The 18,729-nt window shown below is 34.7% G+C and carries 19 protein-coding genes and 1 riboswitch; of the genes, 12 read left to right on the top strand and 7 right to left on the bottom strand.

Features of this window, described 5'->3' with window-relative positions; genetic code table 11:
- Nucleotides 1-7: 7 nt before the first annotated feature.
- A complete protein-coding gene (locus MHH96_RS24855) occupies nucleotides 8-685 on the bottom strand; it encodes a methionine ABC transporter permease (RefSeq protein WP_061799039.1) in 678 nt (225 codons plus the stop codon).
- Nucleotides 675-1,688 (bottom strand): methionine ABC transporter ATP-binding protein, encoded by a 1,014-nt coding sequence (locus tag MHH96_RS24850; protein ID WP_341118293.1) that lies wholly within the window; start codon nucleotides 1,686-1,688, stop codon nucleotides 675-677. The genes MHH96_RS24855 and MHH96_RS24850 overlap by 11 nt, the downstream gene beginning before the upstream one ends.
- A gap of 155 nt (nucleotides 1,689-1,843) precedes the next feature.
- Nucleotides 1,844-1,950, bottom strand: a riboswitch (SAM riboswitch).
- 168 nt (nucleotides 1,951-2,118) lie between these two features.
- Between MHH96_RS24850 and MHH96_RS24845 the strand changes: the two genes are divergently transcribed.
- The 5 genes from MHH96_RS24845 to MHH96_RS24825 all read left to right on the top strand — a co-directional run bounded on the left by MHH96_RS24845 (nucleotide 2,119) and on the right by MHH96_RS24825 (nucleotide 6,275).
- On the top strand, nucleotides 2,119-2,379 hold the full coding sequence (locus tag MHH96_RS24845) for a DUF1871 family protein (RefSeq protein WP_047942205.1): 261 nt from the start codon (nucleotides 2,119-2,121) through the stop codon (nucleotides 2,377-2,379).
- 197 nt (nucleotides 2,380-2,576) lie between these two features.
- Nucleotides 2,577-3,077, top strand: a complete 501-nt coding sequence (locus MHH96_RS24840; RefSeq protein WP_047942204.1) for an Lrp/AsnC family transcriptional regulator — start codon at nucleotides 2,577-2,579, stop codon at nucleotides 3,075-3,077.
- The gene (locus MHH96_RS24835) at nucleotides 3,077-4,249 is read left to right on the top strand and encodes an aminotransferase (protein WP_047942203.1); all 1,173 of its coding nucleotides are present in this window, start codon (nucleotides 3,077-3,079) and stop codon (nucleotides 4,247-4,249) included. The genes MHH96_RS24840 and MHH96_RS24835 overlap by 1 nt, the downstream gene beginning before the upstream one ends.
- A 213-nt stretch (nucleotides 4,250-4,462) precedes the next feature.
- Complete coding sequence (gene yugI, locus MHH96_RS24830; RefSeq protein WP_061799032.1) at nucleotides 4,463-4,867, top strand: S1 domain-containing post-transcriptional regulator GSP13; 405 nt, start codon at nucleotides 4,463-4,465, stop codon at nucleotides 4,865-4,867.
- A 184-nt stretch (nucleotides 4,868-5,051) separates the two neighbouring features.
- Nucleotides 5,052-6,275 (top strand): ornithine--oxo-acid transaminase, encoded by a 1,224-nt coding sequence (locus MHH96_RS24825; protein ID WP_047942201.1) that lies wholly within the window; start codon nucleotides 5,052-5,054, stop codon nucleotides 6,273-6,275.
- Nucleotides 6,276-6,360: 85 nt separating this feature from the next.
- On the opposite strand, the gene MHH96_RS24820 is transcribed toward MHH96_RS24825, so the two are convergent.
- Nucleotides 6,361-6,594: a DUF378 domain-containing protein gene (locus MHH96_RS24820; RefSeq protein WP_047942200.1), complete on the bottom strand. Its 234-nt coding sequence runs from the start codon at nucleotides 6,592-6,594 to the stop codon at nucleotides 6,361-6,363.
- Between the two features lie 225 nt (nucleotides 6,595-6,819).
- On the opposite strand from MHH96_RS24820, the gene MHH96_RS24815 reads away from it, so the two are divergent.
- The 3 genes from MHH96_RS24815 (at nucleotide 6,820) to MHH96_RS24805 (ending at nucleotide 10,027) form a co-directional block, all read left to right on the top strand.
- Complete coding sequence (locus MHH96_RS24815; RefSeq protein ID WP_061799022.1) at nucleotides 6,820-7,983, top strand: iron-containing alcohol dehydrogenase; 1,164 nt, start codon at nucleotides 6,820-6,822, stop codon at nucleotides 7,981-7,983.
- Between the two features lie 201 nt (nucleotides 7,984-8,184).
- Entirely contained in the window at nucleotides 8,185-9,531 is a 1,347-nt protein-coding gene (locus tag MHH96_RS24810; RefSeq protein WP_061799020.1) for a glucose-6-phosphate isomerase, read from the top strand.
- A 163-nt stretch (nucleotides 9,532-9,694) separates the two neighbouring features.
- Entirely contained in the window at nucleotides 9,695-10,027 is a 333-nt protein-coding gene (locus MHH96_RS24805; RefSeq protein ID WP_047942197.1) for a four-helix bundle copper-binding protein, read from the top strand.
- Nucleotides 10,028-10,201: 174 nt separating this feature from the next.
- Here MHH96_RS24805 and MHH96_RS24800 read toward each other — a convergent pair whose 3' ends face one another.
- Together MHH96_RS24800 and MHH96_RS24795 are read right to left on the bottom strand one after the other, a co-directional pair.
- Nucleotides 10,202-11,191, bottom strand: a complete 990-nt coding sequence (locus MHH96_RS24800; RefSeq protein WP_341118290.1) for a potassium channel family protein — start codon at nucleotides 11,189-11,191, stop codon at nucleotides 10,202-10,204.
- A gap of 90 nt (nucleotides 11,192-11,281) precedes the next feature.
- Nucleotides 11,282-12,157: a TetR/AcrR family transcriptional regulator gene (locus tag MHH96_RS24795; protein ID WP_047942196.1), complete on the bottom strand. Its 876-nt coding sequence runs from the start codon at nucleotides 12,155-12,157 to the stop codon at nucleotides 11,282-11,284.
- Between the two features lie 425 nt (nucleotides 12,158-12,582).
- Between MHH96_RS24795 and MHH96_RS24790 the strand changes: the two genes are divergently transcribed.
- The 3 genes from MHH96_RS24790 to MHH96_RS24780 are packed head-to-tail and all read left to right on the top strand — an operon-like array spanning nucleotide 12,583 to nucleotide 15,019.
- Nucleotides 12,583-13,320, top strand: coding sequence for a GTP cyclohydrolase II (locus tag MHH96_RS24790; RefSeq protein ID WP_047942195.1), 738 nt, complete (start codon nucleotides 12,583-12,585; stop codon nucleotides 13,318-13,320).
- Between the two features lie 12 nt (nucleotides 13,321-13,332).
- Nucleotides 13,333-14,433, top strand: a complete 1,101-nt coding sequence (ribD, locus tag MHH96_RS24785; RefSeq protein WP_328283371.1) for a bifunctional diaminohydroxyphosphoribosylaminopyrimidine deaminase/5-amino-6-(5-phosphoribosylamino)uracil reductase RibD — start codon at nucleotides 13,333-13,335, stop codon at nucleotides 14,431-14,433.
- 19 nt (nucleotides 14,434-14,452) lie between these two features.
- Nucleotides 14,453-15,019 (top strand): 5' nucleotidase, NT5C type, encoded by a 567-nt coding sequence (locus MHH96_RS24780; protein ID WP_047942193.1) that lies wholly within the window; start codon nucleotides 14,453-14,455, stop codon nucleotides 15,017-15,019.
- Nucleotides 15,020-15,141: 122 nt separating this feature from the next.
- On the opposite strand, the gene MHH96_RS24775 is transcribed toward MHH96_RS24780, so the two are convergent.
- The gene (locus MHH96_RS24775) at nucleotides 15,142-15,681 is read right to left on the bottom strand and encodes a chromate transporter (RefSeq protein WP_061799016.1); all 540 of its coding nucleotides are present in this window, start codon (nucleotides 15,679-15,681) and stop codon (nucleotides 15,142-15,144) included.
- 1 nt (nucleotide 15,682) lies between these two features.
- Nucleotides 15,683-16,249 (bottom strand): chromate transporter, encoded by a 567-nt coding sequence (locus tag MHH96_RS24770; protein WP_061799014.1) that lies wholly within the window; start codon nucleotides 16,247-16,249, stop codon nucleotides 15,683-15,685.
- Between the two features lie 371 nt (nucleotides 16,250-16,620).
- On the opposite strand from MHH96_RS24770, the gene ade reads away from it, so the two are divergent.
- The gene (gene ade, locus MHH96_RS24765; protein ID WP_061799012.1) at nucleotides 16,621-18,357 is read left to right on the top strand and encodes an adenine deaminase; all 1,737 of its coding nucleotides are present in this window, start codon (nucleotides 16,621-16,623) and stop codon (nucleotides 18,355-18,357) included.
- Nucleotides 18,358-18,729: the final 372 nt, after the last annotated feature.

Below are 18,729 nucleotides of genomic sequence, written 5' to 3'. Positions count from 1 at the left end.
GTGATTATTAACGCTTATCCAATGTCTTGGATATTTTATCCCCAAAGAATTGAATGATTTGAACTAAGCAAATGAGAACAACGACAGTCGTAATCATGACAGTATTATCATAGCGATAATAGCCGTATTGAATGGCAAGATCACCTACACCGCCGCCGCCGACTATTCCAGCCATAGCAGAATAGGCAATTAAATTAATAATGGTAATAGTGATTCCTTGAATAATTCCAGGTCTTGCTTCTGGTATTAAGACTTGCCAGATAATCATCCATGGGGAAGCGCCGATAGCAACGGAAGCTTCAATTACTCCTTTATCAATTTCACGAAAAGCTTGTTCTACTATTCTTGCAAAAAACGGAATCGCAGCAACAGATAGAGAAACAGAAGCAGCAGTAGGACCAATCGTTGTGTTGGTAATCCATTTTGCTAATGGTAAAAGGGCGATTAGTAAGATAATGAAAGGGATTGACCGCACCATGTTTACAACAAAGCCCACCGTGTTTTTTAATAGTGTGTTTTCGAGAAACAATCCTTTATCTGTTACAAATAAGAGGATTCCAATCGGTAAACCCACAATAATAGCCACAACAATAGAAATGCCAACCATATATAAGGTTTCAAAAAATGCTGAATTTAAGTCGGGAAGTAACTCGATCAAATAATTCCAATCCAGACTAAGAGGCATGATATATCACCTCCACATTTTTGGTGCGATCTTTAATATACTGTATCGCTTTTACAATTTCTTTTTCTTCCCCTGTTAATTCCATGATAAAAATACCAAGGGGATTATTTTGAATATATTCAATTTTTCCATGAAGAATATTTCCCTTCACCTGATAGTGCTGAAAGGCGTCCGAGATAATTCCCTCTTCCGCGATGGCACCTTGAAAGGTAACCTTAATAATTTTCCCTTTTCTTTCTTCTAATAGGTGGTTAGGTAATTCAAATTGAAGAATGCTATTTACAAAGTTTTTAGTAAGCTCCTGTTTTGGGTTTGCAAACATATCGTAAACTGGACCTTCTTCCACTACCTTCCCTGCTTCCATGACAGCCATTCGATCACAAATATCTTTCACAACCTCCATTTCATGGGTGATTAGAACGATGGTTAAACCAAGTTCCTTATTAATTTTTTTTAATAACGCAAGAATGGATTTTGTTGTAGTTGGATCAAGTGCAGAAGTTGCTTCATCACAAAGAAGTACGGTTGGATTATTTGCAAGGGCTCTTGCGATTCCGACTCTTTGCTTTTGTCCTCCACTTAATTGGGCAGGAAAGACATCTTTCTTATCTGCCAGCCCCATCATATCAAGCAACTCTAATACCCGTTTATGTATTTTCTTAGAAGGTAAATTAGCTGCTTTAAGAGCAAAAGCAATATTTTCATATACCGTTTTACTACTAACAAGGTAAAAATGTTGAAAGATCATGCCTATTTTTAAGCGAGCAGCTCTTAATTGCTTTTGATTTAACTTTGTTAAAGAAATATTGTCAATGATAATTTCTCCACTGGTTGGCTTTTCCAATAAATTGAGACAGCGAAGCAGAGAGCTTTTACCTGCTCCACTATAGCCGACAATTCCAAATATTTCGCCTCTTTTAATAGATAAAGAAACATGGTCAACACCAATGACTTGTTCTTTTTTTGTTTTATATATTTTGACCAAATCATTTATTTGTATCATTAGAAAATACTATCCCCCTTTGCCAAAAACGCCATGTTTTGTAACATTATTTTAAAACCTTTATCGGTTAAGATTGGTGAAAATTCCTTTCGGTAAGTCTGGGAAATAAAAAAAACTTCTTTCATTTTGAAAGAAGTATCGTATTAAATATACCGATCTTATCTTTCAGAATAAGTCATTCTGCAGGAGTTAGCACCTTCCTTTAGGAAAGGAGGTTGCTGGATGTCATCGGGCCTGTTCCCTCAATCTCTCTTGATAAGTAATTATGGAATTTTCACTAAATGAATAATAAAGCTAAAATACTGAATTGTCAATAAAAATTTACCTTTAAAATAGCTAGATTGGAGGGGGCTCTTCATTTCTGTTATCTTCTTCAGAAGGATATATGATAGAATGGTTTCTGAACAAATGGAACGAAAGGTGACAACGGATGAATAGTCAGGAAATTAATTTAGAATGTGTGCGTTTATTAAATGAATGGGACCCTTTTTCAATAGGAGAGGGCAATTATGATACTGAAATTGCGGATATTCTTCAAGCAATACATGATGTTGATTTGGAAGATGATCTAGCAGCTTCTATCCAAGCTATCTTTGAATTTTCTTTTGAAGAGAAGCTCCCTTTAGAGGATTGCACAGCAATCTCTCATAAACTTTTATCTCTAAAACGAAACAGTTCCTGCTCTTTTTAGAGAGTCAAATAAACTCTTTTTGCTGAATAAAAAGTTATCAATTGCTTCTCTTTCCAACTTCTAAAGTTTTTTTATAGATAGAAATTCCAGCAAATAATTTGCATATAATTTTGGTTTTAAAAAATGAAATTAGCGCATTAAATTTAGTGATAATTTGATATAATGAGAATATTTAAAAGGCAAGCAGGAGGATGGACATGAAACTAACAGATAAAGAAATTGAAATTGCAGAAATTCTAGAAAAAGATGCGAGGATTTCTGATGAAGATATAGCTAAGATGATTGGGGAAGATTTAGAAAAGACAAAAGAGTTGATTGCGAAATTAGAAGAAGTAAATGTCGTAGTGCGTTATACATCAATAGTAGATTGGTCAAAAGTGGAAGGTCATGAAGGTGTTACTGCAATGATTGATGTAAAAGTTACACCTAAAAGAGGGGTAGGCTTTGACGAGGTTGCTCAAAGAATTTATCGTTTTAAAGAGGTTAAGTCACTATATTTAATGTCAGGAGCATATGATTTATCAGTTATTATTGAAGGCAAATCGATGAATGAAGTAGCAAGATTTGTTTCAGAAAAACTATCTACATTGGATTCAGTTATCTCAACAACAACTCATTTTATTTTAAAACAATATAAGCATGATGGAACAATATTTGAACAATCGGATGATGACAAAAGAATTGTGGTGTCACCGTAATGAGACAAACAAAAAGTTATATTGCACAAAAGGTTGAGGAAATGAAACCATCCGGAATACGCAGATTTTTTGATTTAGCATCCGGTATGGAAGGAGTTATTTCCCTCGGTGTAGGAGAGCCAGATTTTGTCACCTCCTGGTCAACAAGAGAGGCAGCAATTTTATCACTCGAACAAGGGTATACCTCATATACGGCAAATCCTGGACTACTCGAGCTTCGAGAGGAAATCAGTCATTATATGCAAAAAAGATTTACGGTATCCTATAAGCCATCTTCAGAAATCATTGTAACTGTTGGAGCTAGTCAGGCAATCGATATCGCTTTACGGGCTATTTTGAACCAAGGAGAAGAGGTTATTGTTGTTGAACCATGCTTTGTTTCATATGCACCGTTAGTAACGCTTGCAGGAGGGGTTCCAATTGCGGTTCAAAGCTTAAAGGAGAATAATTTTAAAATCAAGCCTTTTCAACTAGAAGAAGTCATTACGGACCGAACAAAAGCAATTATGCTTTGTTCGCCTAATAATCCTACCGGATCCACACTCTCTCAAGAGGAGCTTGCAGCAATTGTGGCAGTAGCAGAAAAGCATGACTTGCTTATTCTTTCCGATGAAATATACGCAGAGCTTTGCTATGATGAAGAATATACAAGTACAGCAGCAATAGAGGGAGCATGGAAACGTACTATTCTCCTTTCTGGTTTTTCAAAGGGATTTGCCATGACAGGCTGGAGACTAGGTTTTGTTTGTGGACCAGAGGAATTAATTCAAGCGATGCTAAAGATTCATCAATATAGTTTAATGTGTGCCCCAACGATGGCTCAATATGCTGGATTAGAAGCATTGCGAAGTGGTGAAAACGATGTAGAAGAAATGAAGAAAAGCTACCGGCGCAGAAGGAATTTTATCGTTCAATCCTTAAATGATATGGGGTTAACTTGTCATATGCCTGGGGGAGCTTTTTATGCGTTTCCTAATATAACAGCGACAAAAATGAATGCAGAGTCATTCGCAGAAAGACTGCTGATGGAAGAAAAAGTAGCAGTTGTGCCAGGAAGTGTATTTGGTGAAAGTGGCGAAGGACACGTTCGTTGTTCCTATGCTACATCGTTGCAACAATTGCAAGAAGCTATGAAACGAATGAAGCGATTTGTCGAAAAATATTCTAAATAAAGGCAAAAAGAGGTGTTGAATAGATGGGAAGTCCCATCCTTTCAAATGCCTTTTTTTATTTAAGCTGGTTTCCGTAAAGGTCATAGTTTAAGCAAAAGATTAACGGGAATTATAACAGTAAAAATAAATCCTTTTGTAAATATGGCGATATTGTGATATAATCTTATAATGCATATAAAAGGAAAATTAATATAAACAATTAGGAGTGTTCTCATGTCAGATAAAATTGAAGTTGGAAGTGTTATTACAGGAAAGGTAACAGGCATTCAACCATATGGTGCGTTTGTTTCTTTAGATGAAAATACACAAGGTTTAGTTCATATTTCTGAAGTAACCCATGGTTATGTAAAAGATATTAATGAATTTTTAAAAGTTGGCGATGAAGTGAACGTTAAAGTTCTTTCCATTGACGAAAATGCTGGGAAAATTGGTCTTTCTATCCGTGCAACAGAAGAAGCACCAGCGCAACCAGAAGCTGCTAAAGCAAAAAAACCTCGTCCTAAACGTCAAACAGCTGCTGTAGCTGAAACAGAAAACGTACAAGGATTTAATACGTTAAAAGATAAATTACAAGAGTGGATTGATCAATCTAACCGCGATGATTTAATTAAAAAATAACATTTTATAAAGGGCTGTCCAATGTGAATTACACATTGGGCAGCCTTTTTTGCGCTTTTCAAGGGAGAGGTAATCTAGAATGAATTTTTAGAAAATAAATATCTATCCATCTGTAGAAAAATCAGCTAAAGTTAATAATATAGATATTTACTTACATTTATACATTAAATGGGAGGATGATTAAATGGTACAAGAAGTTAATAAATCTATCTCACTAATGGAACAGTCAGAGAAATATGGAGCAAAAAATTATAATCCATTGCCGATTGTTATTTCAGGAGCAGAAGGAGTCTGGATTACCGACCCTGAAGGAAATAAATATATGGATATGCTGAGTGCTTATTCCGCATTAAACCAAGGGCATCGTCATCCTAAAATAATCCAAGCATTGAAGAGACAAGCGGACCGTGTAACCTTAACTTCTCGAGCCTTTCATCATGATCAATTAGGTCCTTGGTATGAAAAGATTAGCTCCCTAACAAAAAAAGAGATGATCTTACCGATGAATACAGGTGCTGAAGCCGTAGAAACTGCTATCAAAGCAGCAAGAAGATGGGGATATGACTGCAAAGGAATAGAAAAGGACAAAGCAGAACTCATTGTGTGCGAGGGGAATTTTCATGGAAGAACACTGGGAGCCGTTTCTCTTTCCTCGGATGAAGAATATAAACGCGGATTTGGACCATTATTACCAGGGATTAAAACAATTGCCTATGGAGATATTGAACAATTACAAGAAGCGATTACCGCAAATACAGCCGCATTTATTGTAGAACCAATTCAGGGGGAGGCTGGTATTATCATTCCGCCTCTAGGCTTTATGGAAGAAGCCTATCGATTATGTAAGGCTAATAATGTTTTGTTTATTGCCGATGAAATTCAAACAGGTCTATCAAGAACAGGTAAATTATTTGCGAGTGAGTGGTACGATATTGTACCAGATATGTATATTTTAGGAAAAGCGCTTGGAGGAGGAGTCTTTCCTATTTCATGTGTAGTTGCAGATAAAGACATATTAGGTGTTTTTAATCCAGGCTCTCATGGATCAACCTTTGGAGGAAATCCAATGGCGTGTGCTGTATCAATTGCAGCTATAGATGTAATCTTAGAAGAGAATTTGACCGATCGTTCGGCGCAATTAGGCGAGTACTTTCTTCAAAAGTTATCGGAAATAACAAATCCAATAATAAAAGAAATACGCGGAAGAGGATTGTTTATAGGGGTTGAATTAAAGGTTGAGGCTAGAACTTATTGTGAAAAGTTAAAAGAAGTAGGACTGTTATGCAAAGAAACCCATGATTCCGTCATTCGCTTTGCTCCACCATTAACGATTACGAAGGAAGAGCTAGATTGGGCGATAGAGCGTATAAAGCAAGTATTAAATGAGGATATCCAGGATCTAAACTAAATAAAAACGAACCATTCCTTACAAAAAAGCCAAACAATTCAGCAAGTTGAATTGTTCGGCTTTATTTTTGTTTATCCATTTTTATTTATCTAGCTGTTTTTGGGATAGACTCTCTTTCAGCTGCAGAAGATGGCTTAAATAATAAACCAAGGTTAATTAATCCTGCAATTCCGACTAAACCGTAAATAATACGAGAAACGACAGATCCTTGGCCGCCGAATAATGTTGCCACTAAATCAAATTGAAAAAAGCCAATTAATCCCCAATTTATTGCTCCTATAATCGTTAATATTAATGCAACTCTTTGGATTGCGCTCATTTTATGTCCTCCTTAAAAAATATAGTGGAATCTTTCTTATTCTTAGTAGAATTCACGAAAGTATGCATTTGGGGAAAATTTAACGAATAATGAATGATAGAGAAAACACATACTATTTGTCAGTACTAAGCTCAATCTTTTGATTTTCTCATAAGTTTGATTAATAATAAGCGTACAATTAGTATTTCTTTATACTAATGTAAAAACAGAATGGGAGGCATTCATTTGGAAAACTTTGTTTTTTATAACCCGACAAAACTTATTTTTGGTAAAGGGCAATTGGCACAACTAAAAGATCAATTAGCTTCCTATGGTAAAAAAATCCTCTTAGTATACGGAGGAGGAAGTATTAAAAGAAACGGTCTATATGATAATGTAATGACCATCTTAAAGGAAAATGGCAAAGAGGTATTTGAATTATCTGGTGTAGAGCCCAATCCTCGATTAACTACTGTACAACGTGGAGTTGATATATGTAAAACAGAAGGCATTGATTTTATTTTAGCAGTTGGTGGAGGAAGCGTTATTGACTGTACTAAGGCCATTGCAGCAGGAGCAAAATTTGATGGGAACCCTTGGGAGTTCATCACAAAAAAAGCTATGCCTAAAGCAGCGTTACCATTTGGCACAGTTTTAACACTTGCAGCCACTGGTTCTGAAATGAACTCTGGCTCTGTTATTACTAATTGGGAAACACAAGAGAAAGTTGGCTGGGGAAGTCCATTTACATTCCCGGTATTTTCTATTTTAGATCCGGAAAATACATATACAGTTCCGAAAGATCAAACAATATACGGAATTGTAGATATGATGTCACATGTGTTTGAACATTATTTCCATTTAGAAGAACACACAGAATTACAGGATTATATGTGTGAATCTGTATTGAAAACGGTTATAGAGTTTGGGCCAAAACTTGTAAACGACCTAGAAAATTATGAATATCGTGCTGCAATATTATATTGTGGAACGATGGCTCTTAATGGTATGCTTAATATGGGATATCGTGGTGATTGGGCTACCCACAACATTGAACATGCTGTTTCTGCAGTGTATGATATTCCTCATGGTGGAGGACTTGCCATTCTTTTCCCTAATTGGATGAAGCATAATTTAGCAGTAAAACCAGAACGCTTTAAGCAATTAGCTGTTCGCGTATTTGGGGTAGACCCAGAAGGGAAAACAGCGGAAGAAGCTGGTCTAGAAGGAATTGAGAAATTACGAGCATTCTGGAATGACCTTGGTGCACCTTCTCGTTTAGCTGATTACGACATTGATGATAGTAAACTTGAGTTAATGGTTGAAAAAGCAATGACGAATGGTGGATTTGGCCAATTTAAAGTGTTAGATGCAGAGGATGTTTTAGCAATTTATAAAGCCTCTTTATAAAAAATGAAGAAAGACGAGCAAACAGTTCGCATGAATTGTTTGTTCGTCTTTCTGTAATAGAGAAGAAATGGAATAATTGGTGAAAAAATTAAAAAAAAAACAGTTTGTATCCGTTTTCATATCAAGTTCTTTCTTGATTACTTTTTCTACTTCCGATAAAGTGGAAGAGGAGTATAAATTAATTATATTGGAGGATCATTTATGACACACGTTCGTTTTGATTACTCAAAGGCATTAAGTTTCTTTGGAGAGCACGAAATTACATATTTAGAAGATGCAGTTAAAGTTGCCCATCATTCCTTGCATGAAAAAACTGGACAAGGAAGTGATTTTTTAGGATGGATCGATCTTCCTGTAGATTATGATAAAGAAGAATTTGCTCGCATTCAAAAAGCAGCAGAAAAAATTAAAAGCGACTCAGAGGTTTTACTTGTAATCGGTATTGGTGGTTCTTACCTAGGAGCACGTGCTGCAATTGAAATGTTAAATCATAGCTTCTATAATTCTTTATCAAAAGAAAAGAGACAAACACCACAAATTATCTTTATTGGAAAAGATATTAGCTCCACTTATATGAGTGATGTAATTGACTTCCTTGGAGATAAAGATTTCTCTATTAACGTTATTTCTAAGTCTGGAACAACTACTGAGCCGGCAATTGCGTTCCGTATTTTCCGTAAATTGTTGGAACAAAAATATGGAGTAGAAGAAGCGAGAAAGAGAATCTATGCTACTACTGATAAAGCAAAAGGAGCTTTAAAAACTCTTGCTACAGAAGAGGGCTATGAATCATTTATTATCCCAGATGATGTTGGTGGACGCTATTCTGTTTTAACACCAGTTGGTTTATTACCAATCGCTGTCAGCGGTGCGGATATTACAGCAATGATGGAAGGGGCAGCAGCGGCTAGAACAGATTTCGGTACATCTGAATTAAAAAATAACATTGCCTATCAATATGCTGCAGTTCGTAACGTTCTTTATAACAAAGGAAAAACAATTGAAATGTTAATCAACTACGAGCCAGGATTGCAATACTTCTCTGAGTGGTGGAAGCAATTGTTTGGTGAAAGTGAAGGGAAAGACCAAAAAGGTATTTATCCTTCTTCAGCAAACTTCTCAACAGACCTTCACTCTTTAGGACAATATGTGCAGGAAGGCCGTCGCGATATTTTTGAAACAATTGTTAAAGTAGATAAGCCTCGTCATGAATTAGTTATCGAAGCAGAAGAAAATGACTTAGACGGGCTAAATTATTTAGCTGGACAAACTGTTGACTTTGTTAATAATAAAGCATTTGAAGGTACGTTACTTGCACATACAGATGGCGGTGTGCCAAATTTAATTGTAACAATACCAGAAATGAATGAATATACATTTGGATATCTTGTGTATTTCTTCGAAAAAGCTTGTGCGATTAGTGGATATTTATTAGGAGTAAATCCATTTGATCAACCAGGGGTTGAAGCATACAAAGTAAATATGTTTGCTTTACTAGGTAAACCTGGCTTTGAAGAGAAAAAAGCAGAGTTAGAAAGTCGTCTATAAGATAGAATGGATTGAGCTGCCGATATACTCGTATTTGAGTATTCGACAGCTTTTTTATTTAGGAAAACATACTTACTTCTCTATTCATTTTTAATTCAAGATGTTTAAAGGTTTTAAGAGAGGTTAAATAAATAGAAAGGGGTAATAGAAGGAGGAAATAGGAATGCTTGTTGAAAAAGAACAGTTATTGATTAAATCATTACAGGAATGCATGATTGTTTGTAATCATTGCTTAAATGAATGTTTAACAGAAGAGCAGGTAGCACCAATGCTTGATTGTATTCATATGAATAGGGAAAGTATTCAATTTTGTAGTTACTTAGAGCAGGCAATTATCAGAAAATCTCCATATGCAAAAGAATTTGCAGAAATATGCCTTTCTGTTTGTGAGGATTGTGCAAATGAATGTAAGAAACACGATCATCGCCATTGTCAATATTGTGCAGAAATCTGTAAAGAGTGTGTAGAAGCATGTAAAACATTTTTAGAAGCATAACAGGTTGTAATAAAGACTTAGCTCTTTATTGAAAGAGAAAAAAATTGGTTTTTCGAGGAGGCGGTTCGAAACAGTTTTAAGCGAGCGACAGCCTCGAAAAACCATAATTTAAAAAAGAATTTTTCTCATCTGCTTTCATGACAACTTCCTGTACTCATTTAGCTAACAACATTTCTAAGTAATAATAATTAACTCATCCTTTTCCTCAAATTCAAATGAAGACTTTGGATTTAGATAACTAGTTCCCCCACGTTTGACCCCTAATAATAATTTACCCTCAGCTAATAAAAAATTGTTTAAAGTCAGATAATCAACTAATTCTTCCTCTATATTCTTCACTGGAATAAATTGAAGCTTTTTATCCTTCAATTGATTTAAAAGCTCTAAAAATGCAATCATCGTATCTTGTGAATTTAAACTGTTGTGCATAACAAAGCTAGTAAGGCTGTTTGTTTCAATTATTTCATCTGCACCAGCTCTTTTAGCATTTTGTATTTGTTCAGCAGTAAGTATTTCAACGATGCAAGGTACATTTGCATTTAGTCCTTTAATAGCAAGTAAAGTTAAAATAGTGTGCATATCTGCTTGTAATTCTTCTTTGTTTTGATCTGCTGTTAAAATGACCTTACTAGCAGTCATGATATTCGCTTTCAATAGGACACTATCTAAATTAGAATTCCCTTTTACAAAATGAATAGTTTCTGGAACTGGATTTGTTGCTAAGGACTCATCGATTAAAGTAATTGGAATGTTTTCGCGATCTTTAATGATAGAATGGATGATTAGTTTGGACCGTTCATTCCAGCCGACAATTATCAAGTGGTTTTGTCCTCTATAAGTGGTTTTTCCTTCCAGATACGCGTTTTGTTTAGCCACAGCTGCTGTTGCCAATGTTACTAAGTAGGTAGAGAGAAATCCGACGCCTGTTAAGATTAACAGCATGCCGGTTATTCTCCCAAGAACGGTAATAGGAGCATAATCGCCATATCCAACGGTAGAGGTAGTAATAATGGCCCACCAAATGCCTTCAAATAAAGTGGGAAATGTTTCTGGTTCCACTAAAGTGATAAAGCAGCCGAATAGGATTATAATAGTTAAGGAAATCGATAAAACACGAATACTTAACGGTAATCTTAAAAATCTAGAAAGCATAGAATTAGGCAAAGTAAACACCTCATAATAGTTGTTATCCTTTGCATTATTGACCAATAAAAAAACTTTCATAATCAATGAAAGTTTTTTATCAGGATATTTTTAAAGTTGGATATGATAAAAAGAAGCAATTGTTTTCTGTTCTTCTTCAAAGTTTTTATAGTCGTTCAAGTTAGAGAGCATGCCTTTAATTATGGGTACTCTTGGTTCATCAGCATGAATCTCTGCCATTAATACTTCTAGTGTTATTTCTATCTCTTGTTTGTTTGCTCCATGCTCAATCTTACGTTGGATGGAGGCAATAGCATCTAGTATATCTTGATGGCTATGTTCCATAAAGTTAATTTTAGGCTTTTTAATTATATATTTTAGAAAAGAAGTAGAAAAGAGTGGATGCTCATTATTTTTGTCCATATCTGTTATAATTGAATCTAATCTTTTTAATAAGTAGATGGAAATATCCCTTGTTGAGACATTAATAGGCTCTAAAATCACAAGTTTTAAAAAAGAATGAATAAGGCCATCTTGGATCATAAGCAAATCTAAAAGGTATTGCTTTTTCTCTTCCCCATAAATAGAGTGGAGTCCTTGGAGATTATAACTTTGAAGCTCGGACTGCATTTTTACTAACAGATCTTTGATAGAATTATTTAAGGGAATAGCTTGTTCTTTTGATTGCATGACAATAAACTCTTTATGTTTTAAAGCATGATTAAACATAAAGGTAAGCTGATCGATGTATTTTTCTCTTGCAGGGATTCGCCTTTGACTTATTTCTTCCATAGTAGTAATCAATTCATCGTAGTAATATTGCATAATTTTATAAAGAAGAGAGTCTTTTGATTTAAAGTATAAATAAAAGGCTCCTTTTGATATACCGCAATCACTTGCAATTTCTTGCACTGATGTAGAAGAAAATCCCTTTTGAGCAAAAAACTTTATGGCAGAATCTATAATTATTTTTTCTTTTTCTTTCACGTAATTTCCTCCTGGACGTATAGGAAGTACACCTTGACTTATTGGTCATCTTTTTCTAATATATGTGACTAATCAGTCACATTATATAGTAATTGAAGGAAAAAATCAATGTATAGGACTTGCTTCTTCTTAATTGAGGGAAGTAGTTACGAATTGTGCGAAAAAAAGATTTGCTATATGATTATACGCATAAAAGATGAAGGGCGAAAGTTGAGTAATCCAATTGGTTTAAGTTAATTAAATCGAGCTGATTCCTTGACGAGCGTTTCTTATAATAATAAACTTACTTACGTATCGTAAGTATCAGTTTGTCTACATTCTTTATATTTTACATATAGTAAGTGTAAAGAACTTTAATAATCAAAAATTCTATACCGATAAGAAATAAAAGTAAGAACATAACAGAAGATAAAGGAGATTTTGTAATGGATCAAAATGTTATCGATCTTCTTCAAAATAAGATGGAAATAATCGCATTTAATGAAGAACAGAATTTAAGTTTAGTTGGACCAGTAAAATTACCAGTTCAATTGGACGATCAAGTAGTGACATTTCAATGGTATACATGGTTACCGATAAAGAAAGATGAAACGAAAGAGGAAGTACTTCGTTCTTTACCGAGTTTACATTTAGCGGATTATCAACAATCCTCTGTTTTAGTATACGGTGACTTCAAAAATGCAGAAAATGCATTAATACGTATGCATAGTATATGTCATACTGGCGACATTTTTGGTAGTAAACGTTGTGATTGCGGATATCAATTAAAAGAATCGATGCGCATGATTGTAGAGAATGGAAATGGAGCTCTCTTTTATTTAGCTAATCATGAAGGAAGAGGTATTGGGCTATTTACTAAATCCCTTGCTTACCTTTTACAAGAAAATGGTCTAGATACTGTGGAGGCAAATCTCGCACTAGATTTTCCTGATGATTTAAGAAGTTATGAAGCACCGATTAAAGTACTTCAAGCCCTTCGACAAAAACCAGTTAAATTAATAACTAACAATCCAAAGAAGCTTGATGCACTTAAAAAACTTGGTCTTACAGCAGAAGAAAATATTCCTTTATGGGGGGATGTCTCAACTTATAATGAGAATTATTTAAACACGAAAGTGAATAAATCTGGTCATATTCCCTTGAAAAATACAGTGACCATTTAAGGAGAATAAGGTATGAAGCATGATCAAGATTATATGAGAATGGCGTTAGACCTTGCAGCATCTGCACTTGGTAAGACAAATCCAAATCCAGTTGTGGGAGCTGTCATTGTAAAGGACGGAGTAATTGTCGGAACTGGCCTCCATCGCAAAGCAGGAGAGCCACATGCTGAGGTCCATGCTTTTAAAATGGCTGGAGACCATGCAAAAGATGCAACTCTTTATGTGACGCTAGAGCCATGCTCACACTATGGGAAAACACCACCTTGTGCACTTTTAGTGAAAGACTCTGGAGTGAAAAGAGTGGTAGTAGCCACAGAAGATCCAAATCCGCAAGTTGCTGGACGAGGTATTAACATCTTGAGGGAAGCAGGAATTGATGTAGAAGTTGGTGTTCTAAAAAAAGAAGCCCAGCAATTAAATGAACGTTTTATTCATAATATGATACATGAAAAACCTTTTGTCATATCTAAGGTAGCAATGACCTTAGACGGCAAAATTGCTACCCATACAGGACATAGTCAGTGGATTACAGGAGAAGAAGCAAGAAAAGAAGTGCATCTTTTAAGAAATGAAGTAGATGCAATCTTAGTTGGTGTTGGTACTGTGCTCGCTGATAATCCTAAATTAACAACTCGATTAGAGGGGCCATCAAAGAATCCAATTCGGATTATTTTGGACGCAAATTTAAGAACACCCCTAGATGCTAATATTACTGATTGTAGGGAAGCAAAAACAATCATTGCTACAAGTGCTACCCTTCAATCAGAGAAAGCAGCTGTTTTAAAAGAAAAGGGTGTAGAATTATTCACAGTTCCTTCTATTCAGGGGAAATTAGATTTGGAGATAGTTTTAAAGGAATTATATAAACGTGGAGTTACAGATATTCTTCTTGAAGGTGGAAGTGAAGTAAATGCAAGTTTTATGCGCCAGCAACTTATTCAAAAGTATTTAGTATATATTGCTCCTAAAATAGTAGGTGGTGCCAATTCCTTTACACCATTTAAAGGGGAAGATATTGATACAGTAGATGAAGCAGTTTCCTTAAGATTTGAAAAGACGGAATGGGTGGGCGCGGATATGAAAATAACTGCTTATTCCGATATAATTAAATAGTGTTTCTACGGAGGAAATAATGAAGTTTGGTTTTGATATAGACGATACACTTATCAATTTAAGACAACATGCTTTTGAACTTTATAATCATAAGTTAAAGAAAAATATTCCATTAAAAGACTTCCATGCATTAAAAACGGTTGAAATTCACGAACCATTTGGATTAAATGCTACTGAAGGAAAGCAGCTTTGGAACTCTCTTAGAGAAGAAATATATTTTACAAATTGTCCTCCTTTTCCAGATGCCATTGAAGCGCTAAATGAACTTGTTAGTAATGGTCATGAGGTTTATTATATTACAGCACGAAAAAAACAATTTGCCGAAAAGACGAAAGATTGGATGAAGCAAGCAGGGTTTCCGGTGATTGATAGTCATTTTTTTTGTGGAATGGAAGATCACGAGAAAATTTGTATCATCCAGGAGCTTCAATTAGACTACTATTTTGATGATAAACCTGCTGTCCTAGAAACGCTTCAAGGATATACCACAAAGCTTTATGTAAAGGATCATCCCTATAATCAACATTTAGAGGAGTTGAATAGAATAAAGGAGTGGAACCAGCTGCGAGCTTTGTATGAAAGTTAATAGGAATAGAAATAGCCTGAGTGCCTCATTCAGGCTATTTCGTATATTAATTTACCTTTCATAGCTCATGTATTTATCTTTTTCTATGATATGAATTGCCAACCCTTCTTTTAAAGAGCTTTTTAGCTTAAATGAGGAGCAATGAATCCTCCGTATAGAAAGGCTATTATTATAACTAGGGCAGGATGTACCTTCCACTTCTGCAGTAATAAAAAGGCAATGACAGCAATGCAAACAGATTGAATGATACCGATGGAATGATAGGAATCTTGAAACATTTCATAGGTTAAAACCAACATTAATGCTGTTATTACAGGCTGTACAAGAAGCGTCATGCCTTTGACAATCTTCGAATTTTGATGTTTTTTCATTAATTTTAATAAAAAAATAAGAGCAACTGCTGAAGGGAGAATAGTTGCCAATAAAGCAACAATAAATCCACCCCATCCTCCAACTCCAAAGCCTACATATGCAGCTATTTTGGTAGCAATTGGTCCCGGCAGAGCATTAGCAAAAGCGAGCATATTGGAAAATTCAATGTTGGATAACCAATTATATCGATTAACTATCTCCTCATACATTAAAGGAATAGAAGCAGGACCACCGCCATAACCTAATAAATTTGCTACAAGAAAACTGAGGAAAATACTTACAAAAATCATCTTATATGCCTCTTTCTTTGTTATGTAGAAGTTTATCTTTTAATTTAAAATGGAATGCTCCATAGATAAGAAAAATAAGTACAACAATACCTGGATGTATGGAAAATACTTGTAGCAATAGAAGGCAGACAAGTGTTAATCCAATTCCAGCATAGATTCCTAATCCTTTGACCGCCTTTTCTCCAAACTCATATGCCATTAAGCCAAGCATAACGGCAATGACAGGAACGACTGCTCCAATCATACTTGTTATTATTGGTGAATGACTGAGGATAGAGATAAAGGAAAATAAGAATACCATTGCTAAACAAGTCGGTAGTATATGAACGATTACGCTTATGATTGCTCCGATTATCCCTTTTTGATGATAACCTATATAGGCAGCTAATTTTGTGGCAATAGGTCCAGGAAGTGTATTCGCAATTGCTAAAGCATCCCCAAATTCATCATTAGCCATCCACTTATATTTTGTTACTGCTTCGTGACGAAACAGAGGAATAACAGAAGGACCACCACCAAAGCCGAAAATGCCAGCCCGAAGCATGCCTAGAATTAAATCTTTATACATAAAGATATATCTCCTTTCTTAACAACTCTAACGATAGTAATGACACGTAATTATCTTACCACTAATTTTATATTTTGTTTAAGGAATATAGAAAGCATGTATATGTTTTATTACTCTTACTCATTGAAAATTAAACCAACATATATTAAAATAATAAAAATATATTTAAGTTAAAGTTATTATCATCTAGCTTTCGTAAATAATTCTTCATTATACCCTTTCTATTTTGGTTATTCTTTGATTTACTTCAGGAAATAAAGTTCTTTATAGTAGAGTTTTTAAGAAATTATAAAATAGTTTCATTCTTTTCAAGTGGTAGTGGCTTAATTTTAAAAATGTGAATATTCAGAATAAAAAAGGGGGATTCAGACTTGAGAGCTAAATTGGAGAAAAGGATTAGAATTTCTGCCAAAAAAGAGCCAGCTGATATAGTAATTACAAATGGTAAAATTGTTAATGTTTTTACAGGAGAACTAATGGATGGGGATGTAGCAATTGCAGATGATAGAATAGCAGGAATTGGAAGCTATAAAGGGAAACAAATAATTGATGCCGAAGGCAAATATATCGTTCCGGGCCTCATTGATGGCCATGTACATATAGAAAGCAGTATGCTTACACCGCAAGAATTTGCCAAAATATTATTATTGCATGGTGTAACGACTGTTATCACAGATCCGCATGAGATTGCAAATGTGGCAGGGGCAGCGGGGATTCAATATATGCTGGATGCATCAGAAGATCTTCCGATAGATATTCGTGTCATGTTACCATCTTGTGTTCCTGCAGTTCCAGAGGATTCAAATGGAGCAACACTATATGCAAAGGATTTAGCACCCTTTTATTCATATGATAGAGTACTTGGCTTAGCAGAAATAATGGATTTTCCATCTGTTTATGAAACGCAGTCAGATATGATAGATAAATTTATTTTGACAAAAAAACAAAATCGTTTAATGGATGGTCATGCTGCTGGAATTGAAAGAGAGAAATTAAATGTATATAGCGCAGCTGAAATTCGAAATGATCATGAAGCAACCACACTACAAGAAGCAAAAGATCGGTTAGATTTAGGAATGTATCTGATGATAAGAGAGGGAACGGTTGCGAAAGATTTAAAGGCTTTATTACCTGCAATAACAATGAGAAATTCGCGAAGATGTTTGTTTGTAACAGATGATAAATTGGTAGATGATTTAGTGGAAGAGGGGAGTGTAAATCATAGCGTACGATTAGCGATACAAGAAGGACTAGATCCGATTATTGCTATTCAAATGGCCACCATTAATGCTGCCGAATGTTTTCAGTTAGATTCGATCGGGGCAGTTTCTCCAGGTTACCGCGCAGATTTTCTACTTTTAGATAATCTTGAGGAATTTTCCATTCATAGTGTATATAGAAATGGTCAATGTGTGGTGGAAAAGGGAAAATTAAGAAGAGAAGTGGAACGCTTCAAACCATCCTATTTGGGTACGAATTTACCGACAATAAATTGTGCAAAAGTGTCATCAGCTGACTTAAAGCTACCATTAACTTCTGAAAGATGCCATATAATCGAAATTATTCCTAATAGTATTGTAACGAAGGAAGTAATCGAAAAAGTACCAGTAGTAGATGGCTATTTTCAGCCATCATTAGAAAAGGATCAACTAAAACTTGTAGTAGTCGAGAGACATCATCAAACTGGGAATATTGGAAAAGCGATTGTGAAAGGATTTGGCTTTAAAAGAGGTGCAATAGCCACGACCATTTCTCACGATTCCCATAATATTGTTGCAGTTGGCACAAACGATGCTGATTTACTATCTGCTATTCAAGAGTTACAAGAAATAAAGGGAGGAATCGTTGTAGTATCAGAAGGTAAAGTTGTAGCGACACTTCCCTTACCAATAGCTGGATTGATTTCTGATCAAGATTATTTAACCGTGTACGAACAACTAAAAATATTAAATCATAAGGTCCAAATTCTGCAAGGGTATGATACCTTTAATCCATTCTTAACTTTATCTTTTTTATCATTAACGGTAATTCCTGCCTTGAAATTAACAGATAAAGGACTATTCGACTTTCAATCATTTTCCTATAAAGATATATCCCTTAATTTATAATAGATTTTTTTATTTTTTAATCTTTTGTTCATTATTTGTTCATAATTATTCGGTATTCTATAAACAGGTTAAGAGTTTCCCCTCTTAAAATATATTTTACCCGAAAGAGATTTCGGGTTTTTTTCATACCTAAAATTAAGGAAGCGGTTAAAAATTACGATATTATCCATGTTAGTTAAAAATTGTATGTTTAAACTTGCTAAAAATAGAGAATAATTTTATAAAGGTATACAAATTAATAATATAAGCATAGAGGTTATAAGAAAATCAGTAATAATGAAAGCGTTTTCTGATATAATAAATGTATAGATCTACTTACTAATAAGGAGTGGATAACGATGGAAGAACAAACAAACTTTTTTAATGGACTAA

Origin of the sequence: Niallia sp. FSL K6-0212 (genome assembly GCF_038007605.1) — a bacterium.
Classification (GTDB): Bacteria; Bacillota; Bacilli; order Bacillales; family Cytobacillaceae; genus Niallia; species Niallia circulans.
The sequence above is the reverse complement of the archived record's forward strand: the minus strand, read 5'-3'. Positions and strand labels throughout refer to the sequence as shown.